Here is a 13106-nt window from a genome sequence, read left to right on the forward strand (position 1 = left end):
CCCGCCCCTACAATTGCCCCTAAACCCGCCCCTACAATTGCCCCTAAACCCGCCCCTACAATTGCCCCTAAACCCGCCCCTACAATTGTCCCTAAACCTATCCCTAGACTATTGCTTTATCATCTTGATTCACGACCCGATTTAACTTACCACTGTGATATCCTTCTAAATCTAGGGTGACATACAAAAAGCCTAAATCTTGAAACGCTGATACCAGGGTTGGTAAATCCATGGTCAACACAAATTGTTTAATTTGTTCCGGCGATAATTCAATGCGTGCGGTATCCCCTTGAGAACGCACCCGCAAATTTTTCCACCCTAGTTTCCGTAAATAAACTTCTGCCCGCCCTACCCGTTGCAGTTTCGCGATCGTAATTTCTTCGCCATAAGGAAAGCGAGAACTTAGACAAGGTTGGGCAGGTTTATCCCACCAGGGAAGCCCTAACTGTTGCGAAAGTTGGCGCACTTCGGCTTTCGTCACCCCCACTTCGGCTAAAGGCGATCGCGCCCCTCGTTCTTGCGCGGCTTGAATTCCAGGGCGATAGTCCCCTAAGTCATCAGCATTGACGCCATCCACGACATAGGGATAACCCCGTTGCAGCGCCAAAGGTTTCAGCGTATCGTGAAGTTCACTTTTGCAAAAATAGCAACGGTTAACCGGATTCGCCGTATAATTGGGATTATTCATTTCATCGGTTTGCACCAATTCATGGGGAATGCCAATTACCGCCGCTTGAATCCGGGCATCTTCCAATTCTTCAGGTAGCAGAGATGGGGATTCGGCGGTTACCGCTAAAGCGCGATCGCCTAAAACATCATAAGCAATCTTGGCAACTAAGGTGCTATCAACTCCTCCAGAATAGGCAATCAATGCCCGATCCATTTGAGCAAATAAGCGGGTAAGTTGTTCAAATTTATTATTTAACATGGTTGTCAAGACAGATGACTTTAAGGCAGAAGGCAGAAGGCAGAAGTTATGCCTTATTGTAGGGAATTGTAGGGGCGGGTTTAGGGGCAATTGTAGGGGCGGGTTTAGGGACAATTGTAGGGGCGGGCGGGTTTAGGGGCAATTGTAGGGGCGGGTTTAGGGGCAATTGTAGGGGCGGGTTTAGGGGCTAAATTCAGCTAATCACCACTAACGGAACAACAAAACCCGCCCTCCCCACCACTAACGGAACAACAAAACCCGCCCTCTTCACCACTAACGGAACAACAAAACCCGCCCTCTTCACCGATAACGGAACAACAAAACCCGCCCTCTTCACCGATAACGGAACAACAAAACCCGCCCTCTTGTCGTTTATATTTAAGCCAAATGGCAAATGACGTAGCTTGCTTGAAGAAGAGCGAGTATGACACAAACAAATGACCAATGACCAATGACCAATACCAATTAAGCCAAAAGCGATTCCCCTTGTTCGTCCGACGTTGCCAACTCTTCCAAACGTTCCTGTTGATCCTGGGTAATACAGGCTTGAATCACAGACTCTATATCCCCTTCCAACAGACTATTCAGCGAATAGTTTTGACTCAAGCGATGATCCGTCACCCGATTGTCCTTATAGTTATACGTGCGAATCTTCTCCGATCGCGAACCCGTCCCCACCTGCGATCGCCGCATCGAGGTTACAGCTTCCTGTTGCTCCCGCAGCTTCATTTCATACAGTTTAGCGCGGAGAATTTGCAACGCCCGCTCTCGGTTTTGCAGTTGAGAACGCTCCTCAGTACAGAAGATCCGAATCCCAGTCGGCTTGTGGAACAGATCAACCGCCGTTTCCACCTTGTTCACATTCTGTCCACCAGCGCCACCGGAACGGGCTGTGGAAACTTCTAAATCCTTCGGATCAACCTCAATTTCCACATCATCCACTTCTGGCATTACCGCCACAGTCGCGGTTGAGGTATGAACTCGTCCTCCTGCTTCCGTCACCGGGACTCGTTGCACCCGATGAACACCCGCTTCAAACTTCAGCTTGCTATAAACCTGTTCCCCTTGAATTTCCAGAATCGCCTCTTTAAACCCACCCATGTCAGCCGGAGATTCACTCAATAGCTTCACCCGCCAGTTCTGAGTTTCGGCATAGCGGGAGTACATTCGCACTAAATCCCCTGCCCAAATACTGGCTTCGTCGCCCCCGGTTCCTGCCCGAATCTCCAACATGATGTTCTTATCATCATTAGGATCACGGGGCAAGAGTAAAATTTTCAGGCGTTTTTCCAACTCCTCCAGCTTCGTTTGCAGTTCCTCAACTTCCAGGGATGCCATTTCGTGCATTTCACCATCCCCATTGGCTTCCTTGAGGATTTGGCGAGCGCCCGTCAGTTCCTCCTGGGCTGTTTTCCAGAGTTCGTAGGTGATAACCACTTCCTCTAGGGACGAACGGGCTTTTGCCACCCGTTGCACTTCCACCGGATCAGTGGCAATATCAGGGTCAGCCAAACGGCGCGTTAATTCGTGAAAGGTTTGTTCAACCGATTGTAATTTATCGAGTAGGTAAGTTTCCGCCATGGTTACAGCGATCGCTCCATTGAAATAGCCTAAAAAAGCATTGAATAGCGAAGTCTAACGATTAAGAGTTAGGCTCCGCTAGCGTCGAACACACTTCAAGCTACCTCGCTATTTCTCTTTAGACGATTGCTGCTCCGAGGCATTCCCTTCTAACATGCCGTATTTCCGCATAAAGCGCTCCACACGACCTTCTGTGTCAATAATTTTTTGGGTTCCGGTGTAGAAGGGATGATTTCCCGACCATACATCAACATGAATTTCGGGCTGGGTTGAACCAACCGTCATCACAACTTCTCCGTTGCAATAGACTTTGGCGTCTGGATACCACTGGGGATGAATATCAGGTTTTGGCATGGTTACTTTCCTCTTTGAGCAAGCGTTTCTTCGTTCTGTCGTTTGTGTCGTTTGGGGCGAAATCACCCCTGATGATTCGTATTCTCTTCTCCCAATTCTAACGCTTCGAGTATTGGGGAGCTTTGCGGGCTTTATGTAAGCCATATTTCTTCCGTTCTTTGGCACGGGGATCGCGAGTTAAATACCCTTCCATCTTCAACGGAGAGCGATTTGCCGGATCAAGTTCACAAAGCGCCCGCGCCACACCTAAGCGAATGGCATCCGATTGTCCCGTCAACCCACCACCGTGAGCATTGACTAAAATGTCGTAATCATTTTCTAGACCCAAAGTTTCCAATGGTGATTTGGTCACCATTAAATAGGCTGGATTGAGATTAAAGTAAACATCGCCGGGACGCCCGTTAACAGTCAGTTGACCCGTCCCTGGAACTAGGCGCACCCGGGCAACTGAGGATTTACGGCGACCCGTTCCCCAGTAAACAGCGCGATTTTCCATCGGTTCTGTTGCTTGCATTAGTCTTGTTCTCCTGGAATGGTGTCAATGGTTAAGGTTTGAGGTTTTTGAGCGTCATGGGGATGAGCTGCACCCGCGTAAACTTTCAGCTTAGTAAAAAGTTTACGACCGAGGGAATTTTTGGGCAGCATCCCTTTCACCGCCTTTTCAATAATCCGTTCTGGTAGGCGGGCTTGTAAATGGGCAAAGGTTTCCGTCTTCATCCCACCCGGACGACCGGAATGGCGGCGATAGAGCTTCTGACTGCTTTTTTTTCCGGTGACGACGACTTTCTCGGCATTGACCACGATAACGAAGTCCCCTGTATCCATATGCGGGGAATAGGTCGGTTTATTTTTCCCTCTAAGAATCATGGCAATTTCAGTTGCCAATCGTCCCAGACGTTGACCTTCGGCATCGATAACGTACCAATTTTGTTCTAAAGAATCCTGAGTTGGCAGGTAAGTTTTTTGCATGAGTTTTTTTGATTACGTATACAGTTAACCTAAACACAATTGGGGGGGCATCTCAGTCGGCAAGATGAACTTAGGCTGAGTATCAAACCAGGTTTTTGGCGGGAACGGCGAATTGGGATACCCCACTCTTAACAAACACAGCCCCTTGGCTGGCGCTGAATATTTGATCCGCTCCCGCTGTTGATTCACCCACAGTTGAGTAAACTCGTGGGGATTAAGGTTGCCCCGCCCTACCTCTACCAGCATGCCGACAAGTAGCCGCACCATGCCGTATAAAAATCCATCCGCCTGAATTTCAATATGAATAAATGAACCATTCCGGTAACAGTGGGTGTCCTGAACCGTGACCCAGGAATGCTTCCGTCCAGAGTTGGCGCGATGGAACGCCGCGAGGTGGTGTTTTCCCCATAGCGGATTCAGTGCTTCCTGAATCCGATGTTCATCTAAGGGAGCGTGATAGTAATGCCAACAAAACGGTCGCACAAACAGGTTGGGACAAGCATCTGTATAGATACTGTACCGATACCGACGCCAAATCGCCGAAAAGCGAGCATGCCAATTGGCGGGTACGGGGGCTGATGCCCGAATCAGGATATCCTCCGGTAGTCGGCTATTGAGAATAGGCATCCACCGCTCTCCCGGAATCGGACGGCTACTATTAAAATGGGCGACTTGGGCAGCGGCATGAACCCCTGTATCAGTACGCCCCGCCCCGTGTAAGGTTACAGGTTTTCCTTCGACGGTGGACAGAACTTGCTCAATCTCCGCTTGTACCGTGCGATGGTGAGGCTGTCGTTGCCAACCAGAGAACTTTGTACCCAGGTATTGAATCACCAGAGCAATGCGTTGAGTTGGCTTAGCCTCGCACTCGGACATGACTTGAGTTCACACCAGCTCGATAATTGCCATTTCTGCATTATCCCCACGACGGCGCAGGGTTCTGAGTATGCGAGTATACCCACCGTTGCGATTACCATAGCGATCGCTTGCCCCTTCAAACAGAGCATGAACTAACTGCTTGTCGTAAAGATAGCCCAAGGCTTGACGGCGAGACGCTAGGGAGCCATCTTTTGCCAAGGTAATCATTTTTTCCACTTGGGAACGCACAGCTTTTGCCCGCGTTTTAGTGGTGGTGATCCGACCATGACGAATCAACTCCGTAGCTAGGCTTCTGAGCAGCGCTCGACGCTGGTCGGCTGGTTTTCCCAGTTTAGGTACGCGACGACGATGACGCATTTTCTTTTATTCCTCTACAATCCCACAACAACGAAAACTTTTTCAATCGAATGGCTAATCGAGTTGACGATTAGCCATTTAGTCTCAATCCTTAAGTTGGTTTAGCCGATTTTTCGTGGGGTAATGTAATCCCCAAGCGTTTTTGCAAAGCATCAATGACTTCTTCGGCAGACTTTTGACCAAAGTTCTTGATTTCGAGCAGATCCTCCTGGCTATAATCTAGTAAATCAGCAACGGAGTTAATTTGCGCTCGCTTGAGGCAGTTATACGCCCGCACCGACAGTTGCAGTTCTTCAATCGGAATTTGGCTGGTTGGATCTTCATCTTCCGGACGACCCACAGGCTCTGGCTTCAGCTCGATATCTTTCAGGGGATTGAATAAATCCACCAGAATATTAGCGGCTTGACTCAGTGCTTCCTGGGGTGACACGCTGCCATTTGTCCAAACATCTAAAATTAAACGGTCTTTTTCCAGAGAACCGTCAACACGGGTATCCTCGACGCTGTAGTTCACCTTAGTCACCGGCATGAATACGGCGTCAAGTTGCAGGAAATCGACTGAAGATGTTTCATCACGCCCCCGTTCTACAGAGCGATATCCTTTGCCTCGTTCGATGCGAAACTCCATTTCCAGTTTGGCACCGTCGGCTAGGGTCGCGATATACTGACCCGGATCAACAAATTCTACGTCCGACGGTAGGTCAAACTGAGCCGATCGCACGGTTGAGGGTCCGGTGATCATGACTCGACCAATATGGGGTCCGGGCGTATAACTTTTGAGGACGACTTCCTTCATATTCAGGAGAATTTCTAGGACATCCTCTCTGATTCCCGCAATGGTGGCAAACTCATGATTGACTCCAGCAATCCGGACAGCAGTAATTGCTGTACCTTCTAGGTTAGACAGGAGAACCCTTCTCAGGGCGTTGCCAACTGTTGTACCTTGACCACGATCGAGAGGTTCTAGGACAAATTTGCTATATTGACTTTGATTCTTTAGTGTTTTGGATTCTACGCACTCAATCTGAAACTGCGCCACGGAGTGACCTCCCTCCTTTAATTCATAGGAACCCATCAAAAGCACCAAGCGAGTACTTTTGAATTGTTGTTGCGCCTAACCCACCATTTGGGACAAGTGGCACTAAGCAAAGTATTAGTGGTTGGCATAATTCGCTCGATGCTGACACTTGATTTTGTTGTCGAGTCGAGACGGATGGGGGTTAAACCAACGTGAAGGTTTGATTGAGTAAATCAAACTCTGGGTTTGGCTTCCCCAATTCCCGTTCCCAATTTCCCAATCCTAGACGCGACGTCGTTTCGGGGGACGGCAACCATTATGAGGAATTGGCGTGACATCCCGAATTAGGGTAATTTCTAGTCCTGCCCCTTGTAGGGCGCGAATAGCCGTTTCTCGACCTGCACCAGGACCGCTAACCATTACCTCAATTTGACGCATTCCTTGGTCTATCGCTCGACGGGCGGCGTTATCGGCAGCGGTTTGAGCGGCAAAGGGGGTGCCTTTCTTAGCTCCCTTAAACCCACTTGATCCCGCTGATGCCCAGGAAACAACATCACCTCGCGTGTCAGAAATGGTGACGATGGTATTGTTGAAGGTGGACTGGATGAATGCCATTCCATTGGGAACGTTTCGTTTCTGCTTTTTTGTACCAGTTTTTTTAGTTGGTCGCGGCATATCGCTTTAGTTGGCTATCTTAATGATGGGTGTGAACTGAATAAGAGTGTTACTTCTTCGCTGGTGCTTTTTTCTTCCCGGCAACGGCAATACGTCTACCCCGACGGGTACGGGCATTGGTGCGGGTTCGTTGACCGCGCACAGGTAACCCTTGGCGATGACGACGCCCGCGATAGGTGCCAATATCAACAAGGCGTTTGATATTCATGGCTTCCCAGCGCCTTAAGTCACCCTCAACCTGATAGTCGCCCTCGACCACCGATCGCAGGGTGGCTACATCAGCATCGCTTAAATCCTTGACGCGGATATCCGGATTGACGCCCGTTTTTGCCAGAATTTCTTTGGAGCGAGATAGACCAATTCCGTAGATGTAGGTTAGACCAATTTCTATTCGTTTATCGCGAGGTAGGTCTACACTGGCAATTCTTGCCACGGTATTTTTCTCCCTTTTGCTGGTTTTGTGCTACAAATGAGTCTTATAGAGTCTGGTGGATTACCCCTGACGTTGTTTGTGCTTGGGGTTTGGACAAATAACCATTACTCGACCTCTACGTCGAATAACGCGACATTTTTCGCAAATTTTGCGGACGGATGCTCTAACCTTCATGGTTTTTTTAGTTACAACGCAAGCACATTATCATATCATTTTTTGGTTTTCGCGTCAAATAACTCCAGAAATCAACCCTACCGATTTTTATTTTTTGCGAAGTCGGTAGGTGATTCGCCCCTTGCTCAAGTCATAAGGGGTGAGTTCAACTTTGACGCGATCGCCCGGTAAGATTTTGATGTAGTTACGGCGAATTTTGCCAGAAATATGGGCAAGGACGTTGAAGCCATTATCCAAATCAACCCGAAACATTGCGTTCGGCAAGGATTCGGTTACCGTCCCTTCCATTTCAATTAAGTCTTGTTTAGCCAATTTTGTCGTTCCTCAATACAATTGGTCACTAATTCCCCTCCACACAGATAGAGATTTGTCCAGGGAGTGTTAACTTATGTTATCAAAATCCTCCCACAAAGAGCCTGTCCCGAATTAAGGGAAGCCTTAGAAATAGTAACGACTTACCCCAGAGGAGAACATCCCTCAAAAGTGAGACGGCGTTCGTTTTTCGGTTTGGGCATTGATGACTTAACTCGACATCACCTGCTTGAGAGAGTCCGTAACCGCCTCCATTGGTCTATCTCCATCAATCTCGCGTAAGATTGAGTGATCACGGTAAAACTCAATCACCGGTGCCGTCTGTTGGCGGTAGACGTCTAAGCGTCGCCGAATCGTCTGCTCATTATCATCTTGGCGTCCCCGTGAGAGTAACCGTTTCAGGATTGATTCATCGGGGACATCCAAATAAATGGCATAATCGCACCGCTGATCGAGATCCTGAAGTAGATTTTCCAGAAAAGCCGCTTGGCTGACATTGCGGGGAAACCCATCCAAAATCCAACCCGCTTGAGTATCCGGTTGCTTGAGGCGATCGCGAATTAGATCCAGAATCAATTTATCTGGCACCAACTCGCCGCCATCCATATAAGACTGCGCCTTTTGTCCGAGTGATGTAGATGCGGTGATCGCACTCCGTAGAATATCCCCAGTAGAGATGTGAGGAATCTGATAAAGCTGAGCGATATGCTGAGCTTGGGTTCCTTTTCCTGCCCCTGGTGGTCCTAAAAAAACTAATCGTGTCATTGGTTATTTGTCATTTGTCATTTGTCATTTGTCATTCGTCCTTTGTCCTTTGTCAATTTGATGTCTGCTCAAGTCCAGCTTTGAATTATCGAGACACCCCATTTTGGTTTAATCAACGACGAACAAAGGACAAGTAACCAATGACCTAGCAGAAATTTTACTGCTTGACCATACCCTCGTAGCGCTGTGAAATCACATACGTTTGAACTTGTTTCGCCGTGTCAATTGCCACACCGACCAAAATCAGTAACGAGGTAGCGCCCAGCCCTCTAAACGTGGTCACTCCCGTCGCACTTTCGACAGCCGTTGGCACAACCGCCACCAGTCCCAGGAAAATGGCACCCAAAAATGTTAACCGATTCAGCACTCGCTCAATATAGTCGCTTGTCGCTTTACCCGGACGAATTCCCGGAATACTCGCTCCCATTTTCTTCAAATTCTGCGACATATCAACCGGATTCACGATCAACGACGCATAGAAATAGCTGAAAAAGAGAATTAACATCAGATACACCAGTACATACAGCCAGGGTGTCGGACCATTCGGACTGATATACAGTGCCACCTGATTTACCCCTTGCATGAGCGAACCTAAAAAGCCTTCACCTGTACCACCACGAGCAAAGCCAGCCAGAGACGTGGGCAGAATCAACACCGCTGAGGCAAAGATAATCGGCATTACCCCACCTTGGTTCAGTCGTAGCGGCAGATAGCTCGTTCGTTCCCGATAGAGGCGACGCCCAACTTGTCGTCTTGCCGAGATAATCGGAATCCGGCGCGTTCCCTCCTGCACAAAGACAATTCCGACAATCATCACCAGGAAAACCAGGAGCAAAATGACCACCTTACCAGCCATTTCTCGCCCCCCTGTCTGTGCCAATTCAATCGTTTGACCCAATGTCCGAGGCAGAACTGCCACAATATTGACAAAAATCAACAAGGATGCGCCGTTACCAATCCCGCGTTCGGTAATCACTTCCGAAATCCACATCACAAACATTGAACCCGCCGTGATTGCCAGCACAGTTTCCACAAAGAACAGAGTTCCCGGATTTGTGGCAAATTGGCTGGCAAAGATTGCCAGACCTACACTTTGCAATATCGCCCAACCGAGGGCAACATACCGGGTAATCTGAGAAATTTTCCGACGTCCGGCTTCCCCTTCATTCTTCTGCAAATTTTCCAGAGTGGGAATAGCTGCCGTCAGCAACTGTAAGATAATCGACGCATTAATATAGGGCAAAATTCCCAGGGCAAAAATTCCCAAAGCCGAGAATCCTCCCCCAGAGAAAAAATCTAAAATGCCAGCGATGGGAACGTTTCCACTTTGGATAGCTGTGGAAAGTTGTTCCCGATCAATTCCCGGTACGGGTAAAAAGACACCAAATCGGGCTAGAATCAACAAACCGATGGTCAAAAGCAACCGACCTCTAAGACCGGCAGCTTGTGCCATCTGCATAAATGTTTCTTGAGCCGTTGGAGCTTTATCTCGACTAACGACCATAACAAAAGGCTACCTCTAGAGGACACAGTGGTAAGGGGACTACGCCGCCACAGACGCCAACCCTAAAAAAAGTTACGCCTCAATCACTTCACAACTTCCGCCAGCCGCCTCAATTTTTTGGCGAGCACCCGTCGTGAAAGCAGCAGCTTTAACATTTAGCGATACATTCAACTCCCCGTCGCCCAGAATTTTCAGCGGTCCGTCGTTAGTGGTGACGATACCCGTTTCCATCAGTGACGGTAAAGTCACCTCTGTATTGGCAGGGAGCGATGCCAACTTACCTACATTTATCGTAGTGTAATGTTTGGGATTAATCACCGTAAAGTGTTTTAGCTTAGGTAAGCGGCGGTACAAAGGCATCTGACCCCCTTCAAACCCCGGTCTTGTACCCCGACCCGATCGCGATTTTTGCCCGCGCATGCCAAAGCCACAGCTAGCACCTTGACCCGCGCTAATCCCGCGACCAACACGACGACGACGTTTCTTTGCACCGTCTTGGGGTGCTACAGTATGGATTCTCATAATTTAGATCGTTGTTAAACTGAAAACTCTCTCATTTAGGGCAGGTTTTGGACAAAGGTTACTATTCATGGCGAAAAGCGAGTTCCTAAACCCGCTCCTACACAATCAGACATAGAGCTTCTCAATTTCAACCCCGCGTTCTTGCGCTACTTCCTTGAATGTCCGGAGCGCATCTAGGGCATTGATAGCAGCTCTGGCATTATTCAAGGGATTATTAGACCCCAATTGCTTGGCTAAGATATTACGAACTCCTGCCAATTCCAACACCGTCCGCACCGCGCCGCCAGCAATTACCCCTGTACCGGGTGCAGCAGGTCTTACCATAACCTTGGCTCCAACAGCCGCTCCATTAGAGGGGTGAGGAATGGAATTCGACTTGGTTAACGGAACGTCGATGACTTGCTTTTTGGCATCGACAACCCCTTTACGAACAGCGCCAATCACATCACTGGCTTTGCCCACACCCACACCAACTTGACCACGCTCATTGCCAACGACAACGATTGCCCGGAAACTTAATTTTTTACCGCCTTTAACCACCTTGCTAACCCGACGGATTTGAATAACCCGCTCTTGCCATGTGCTGTCTTTTTCTTTGGCGCGGTTACCTTTGCGACGATTTGCCATAATTTAAATGTTGCTTTACTTACTTCTAGAAGTCTAACCCAGCTTCACGCGCCGCTTCTGCCAAAGCTTTCACGCGACCATGGTAAAGGTTTCCTCCTCGGTCAAAAACAACCTGAGATATGCCTTTTTCCAACGCTCGCTGGGCAATTAACTGACCCACTTTAACCGAGGCGTCACAAGTGGCACCTGATTTTACCTCTGACTTCAGTCCAGGTTCTAACGTCGAAGCTGCCACTAGGGTATGTTGTTGATGATCATCAATAACCTGCACATAAATGTGCTGATTTGAGCGAAAGACCGCTAATCTTGGACGTTCAGCACTACCTTGGACTGTCCGGCGCACGCGCCGATGTCTACGGCGGACTGATTCTTTACGAGTAAGTTTCATTGTTACTTCTTACCTGCTTTACCAGCTTTACGTCTAATCATTTCACCGACATAGCGAATGCCTTTCCCTTTATAAACTTCAGGGGGACGCACCGCGCGAATTTTAGCCGCTGTGTTGCCGACGATTTCTTTATTGATCCCGCTAACAATCACGTTAGTATTCCCTTCAACCGCAAGCTGCACGTCTTCAGGAGGGACAATTTCCACAGGTTGACTGTATCCGACATTCAGAATTAAGTTACGTCCTTGCACCTGGGCGCGATAACCGACCCCTTGGATGGCTAGACGCCTCTCAAAGCCTTTGGATACCCCTTCAACCATGTTGGCAACCAAGGTACGAGACAATCCGTGACGCTGACGGGCAAGTCTGGATTCATCCCGTCGCCGCACGTGAATGGTTTCTCCTTCTTGTTCAATAGTGACTTGTTTGGGTAGAACTCGTTGGAGTTCTCCTTTTGGTCCTTTGACGGTAACCTGTTGACCTTCAATGGTCACGGTCACTTTATTGGGAATTGTTATTGGGCGTTTGCCAATACGCGACATGATTTTATACTCCTTATCCGGGCAAAAGAATTCAAAAGAGCTCAAGTGCTGATTTGAGCCGTGCTACCAGATGTAACACAGCACTTCACCACCGATTCCTTGTCGTCGGGCTTCCCGGTCAGTCATGATGCCACTGGACGTGGAAATAATCGCAATACCAATACCACCCAAAACTCGCGGTAATTCCTTGCGATTTTTGTAAACTCTGAGACCGGGTTTACTCACCCGTTTCAGCGCTCGGATAATGGGTTGACGAGTTTTTCCTTTGTATTTCAAAGAAATAACTAAGTATTTTTTGATGCCTTCCCCAGCTTCTTCAAACTCGGCAATAAAACCTTCCTCTCTCAAGACCTGGGCAATTGCACGGGTCATTTTTGTTGCTGGGACATTTGTTGTTTGATGCCGCACCAAGCACGCATTCCGAATGCGGGTCAGCATATCTGCAATTGTATCGTTTGCCGCCATTAGTTCCTTCCTATTCTTACAGGCTTATTTCTCCCGGAAAGGCATTCCCATCTCTTTGAGTAAAGCGCGACCCTCTTCATCGGTGTTTGCGGTGGTGATAATTGAGATATCCATGCCACGAATTTGATCGATACTGTCGTAGTCTATTTCCGGGAAAATCAGTTGTTCTCGGATGCCTAAGGTGTAGTTACCGCGACCGTCGAAACTGCGAGGGCTGATCCCGCGAAAGTCACGAATTCGCGGCAGGGCTAAGCTAATTAGGCGATCCAAGAACGAGTACATCCGTTTTGAACGCAGGGTCACCATGACCCCCACGGGCATTCCTTCACGGATTTTAAATCCCGCGATCGCTTTTTTGGCACGGGTGACCACAGGTTTTTGACCGGTAATGATCGCCAGTTCACTCAATGAGGATTCCAGGGCTTTAGCATTTTGAGATGCTTCTCCTAATCCCCGGTTGACGGTGATTTTGGTCACACGCGGGACTTGATGGATGTTTGTATACCCAAACTGTTCTTTAAGTTTGGGAACAATTGTGTCTTGATAGAGTGTTTTCAATCGGTCAGACATGATGGTTATCCTTTTTCCCTGGGCTTTGTCAGGGGGTGTCTTA

The 13106-nt window shown here is 48.5% G+C and carries 20 protein-coding genes; all 20 read right to left on the bottom strand.

What is annotated here, in order from left to right:
- Positions 1–103 precede the first annotated feature (103 nt).
- The gene (larE, locus tag RH949_RS05465) at positions 104–928 is read right to left on the bottom strand and encodes an ATP-dependent sacrificial sulfur transferase LarE (protein ID WP_006100721.1); all 825 of its coding nucleotides are present in this window, start codon (positions 926–928) and stop codon (positions 104–106) included.
- A 465-nt stretch (positions 929–1393) separates the two neighbouring features.
- Entirely contained in the window at positions 1394–2509 is a 1116-nt protein-coding gene (prfA, locus tag RH949_RS05470) for a peptide chain release factor 1 (protein WP_006100678.1), read from the bottom strand.
- Between the two features lie 108 nt (positions 2510–2617).
- Positions 2618–2863: a 50S ribosomal protein L31 gene (gene rpmE / locus RH949_RS05475; protein WP_006100490.1), complete on the bottom strand. Its 246-nt coding sequence runs from the start codon at positions 2861–2863 to the stop codon at positions 2618–2620.
- A gap of 97 nt (positions 2864–2960) precedes the next feature.
- Positions 2961–3377 (bottom strand): 30S ribosomal protein S9, encoded by a 417-nt coding sequence (gene rpsI, locus RH949_RS05480; RefSeq protein ID WP_006100720.1) that lies wholly within the window; start codon positions 3375–3377, stop codon positions 2961–2963.
- Positions 3377–3832, bottom strand: coding sequence for a 50S ribosomal protein L13 (gene rplM / locus RH949_RS05485; RefSeq protein ID WP_006100413.1), 456 nt, complete (start codon positions 3830–3832; stop codon positions 3377–3379). Before rplM ends, rpsI begins: the two co-directional genes overlap by 1 nt.
- A gap of 24 nt (positions 3833–3856) precedes the next feature.
- The gene (gene truA / locus RH949_RS05490) at positions 3857–4708 is read right to left on the bottom strand and encodes a tRNA pseudouridine(38-40) synthase TruA (RefSeq protein ID WP_006100545.1); all 852 of its coding nucleotides are present in this window, start codon (positions 4706–4708) and stop codon (positions 3857–3859) included.
- 9 nt (positions 4709–4717) lie between these two features.
- A complete protein-coding gene (gene rplQ / locus RH949_RS05495) occupies positions 4718–5068 on the bottom strand; it encodes a 50S ribosomal protein L17 (protein WP_446352167.1) in 351 nt (116 codons plus the stop codon).
- Between the two features lie 91 nt (positions 5069–5159).
- Positions 5160–6107 (bottom strand): DNA-directed RNA polymerase subunit alpha, encoded by a 948-nt coding sequence (locus RH949_RS05500; RefSeq protein ID WP_006100457.1) that lies wholly within the window; start codon positions 6105–6107, stop codon positions 5160–5162.
- 261 nt (positions 6108–6368) lie between these two features.
- Positions 6369–6761 carry a 30S ribosomal protein S11 gene (rpsK, locus tag RH949_RS05505; protein WP_006100602.1) on the bottom strand — a complete coding sequence of 131 codons (393 nt, stop codon included), beginning with the start codon at positions 6759–6761 and terminating at the stop codon, positions 6369–6371.
- 49 nt (positions 6762–6810) lie between these two features.
- The gene (gene rpsM, locus RH949_RS05510) at positions 6811–7194 is read right to left on the bottom strand and encodes a 30S ribosomal protein S13 (protein ID WP_006100714.1); all 384 of its coding nucleotides are present in this window, start codon (positions 7192–7194) and stop codon (positions 6811–6813) included.
- Positions 7195–7254: 60 nt separating this feature from the next.
- Entirely contained in the window at positions 7255–7368 is a 114-nt protein-coding gene (gene rpmJ, locus RH949_RS05515) for a 50S ribosomal protein L36 (protein ID WP_071777214.1), read from the bottom strand.
- Positions 7369–7455: 87 nt separating this feature from the next.
- Positions 7456–7680: a translation initiation factor IF-1 gene (gene infA / locus RH949_RS05520; protein ID WP_006100613.1), complete on the bottom strand. Its 225-nt coding sequence runs from the start codon at positions 7678–7680 to the stop codon at positions 7456–7458.
- A gap of 210 nt (positions 7681–7890) precedes the next feature.
- Entirely contained in the window at positions 7891–8445 is a 555-nt protein-coding gene (locus RH949_RS05525) for an adenylate kinase (RefSeq protein ID WP_006100616.1), read from the bottom strand.
- A gap of 157 nt (positions 8446–8602) precedes the next feature.
- The gene (gene secY, locus RH949_RS05530; protein WP_446352168.1) at positions 8603–9949 is read right to left on the bottom strand and encodes a preprotein translocase subunit SecY; all 1347 of its coding nucleotides are present in this window, start codon (positions 9947–9949) and stop codon (positions 8603–8605) included.
- Positions 9950–10021: 72 nt separating this feature from the next.
- Positions 10022–10471, bottom strand: coding sequence for a 50S ribosomal protein L15 (rplO, locus tag RH949_RS05535; RefSeq protein WP_446352169.1), 450 nt, complete (start codon positions 10469–10471; stop codon positions 10022–10024).
- A 105-nt stretch (positions 10472–10576) separates the two neighbouring features.
- Positions 10577–11098: a 30S ribosomal protein S5 gene (rpsE, locus tag RH949_RS05540; RefSeq protein ID WP_006100391.1), complete on the bottom strand. Its 522-nt coding sequence runs from the start codon at positions 11096–11098 to the stop codon at positions 10577–10579.
- 25 nt (positions 11099–11123) lie between these two features.
- Positions 11124–11486, bottom strand: coding sequence for a 50S ribosomal protein L18 (gene rplR / locus RH949_RS05545; protein ID WP_044206597.1), 363 nt, complete (start codon positions 11484–11486; stop codon positions 11124–11126).
- Between the two features lie 2 nt (positions 11487–11488).
- Positions 11489–12028 carry a 50S ribosomal protein L6 gene (gene rplF, locus RH949_RS05550; RefSeq protein ID WP_006100646.1) on the bottom strand — a complete coding sequence of 180 codons (540 nt, stop codon included), beginning with the start codon at positions 12026–12028 and terminating at the stop codon, positions 11489–11491.
- Between the two features lie 63 nt (positions 12029–12091).
- Positions 12092–12493: a 30S ribosomal protein S8 gene (rpsH, locus tag RH949_RS05555; protein ID WP_006100562.1), complete on the bottom strand. Its 402-nt coding sequence runs from the start codon at positions 12491–12493 to the stop codon at positions 12092–12094.
- A gap of 24 nt (positions 12494–12517) precedes the next feature.
- A complete protein-coding gene (rplE, locus tag RH949_RS05560) occupies positions 12518–13063 on the bottom strand; it encodes a 50S ribosomal protein L5 (RefSeq protein WP_006100399.1) in 546 nt (181 codons plus the stop codon).
- Positions 13064–13106 lie beyond the last annotated feature (43 nt).

The organism is Coleofasciculus sp. A1-SPW-01 (assembly GCF_040217205.1).
In the GTDB taxonomy this organism is placed as follows: Bacteria; Cyanobacteriota; Cyanobacteriia; order Cyanobacteriales; family Coleofasciculaceae; genus Coleofasciculus; species Coleofasciculus chthonoplastes_A.